Annotated in this window: 1 protein-coding gene; it reads left to right on the forward strand. The window is 48.0% G+C overall.

The window, feature by feature from the left end:
* Window positions 1-644: hypothetical protein (locus B5G42_RS18335; RefSeq protein ID WP_162611159.1), on the forward strand; the 644-nt coding region annotated here is incomplete at both ends.

Genomic DNA, 644 nt, shown 5'->3' on the forward strand with positions numbered 1-644 from the left:
AAGCACAGTTTTGACAACATACTTCTTGTGTACGCACAGGACGAGGATGTTTCGATTCTGGCAACACGAAAGCAATGGGCAGCCATAGGCAGAAATTTGATTCCCCGTGCAAAGGGCGTAGCCGTTTGCGTCTACCGGAATGCCAAACTCACCCTTGACTATCTCTTTGATGTAAGCCAAACTACTGGCAAAGAGATTCATCCTACGGACTGGCAGCTTTCCGATGAAATGAAAAAGGTCCTGACCGAGCGCCTGTCGTATGCACACGGTTTCCCCAAGCAAGATTTTCCCCAAGCGCTGTATGCGATGGCAAGCGAATCTGTCGCAGAGAATTATAACCACTTTTTGCAAGAACTCAAGCAGGAAACCAAAGGCCATTTGTTCACCGAGATCCCGGCCGGTGGTTTTGAAGCCCAATACATCCAGCTTTTGACCGACAGCATTTCTTATTTCATCGGCAAAAAGTGTCACCTGCCGGATGAAAAAATCCAGTTGAGTGACGGTATGGCGACGGTCAGCCATTTCAATACACTCCCGCTGGTTGCACATCTGGGTACGGCAGTAACCGCCCTTTCCAAAGGTATCCTGTTAGAAGTAGAACGGAACATCAAGATTATCAATCGTGAAAGGATGGCACAACATGA

The organism is Flavonifractor sp. An91, assembly GCF_002159225.1.
GTDB lineage: Bacteria > Bacillota > Clostridia > Oscillospirales > Oscillospiraceae > Flavonifractor > Flavonifractor avicola.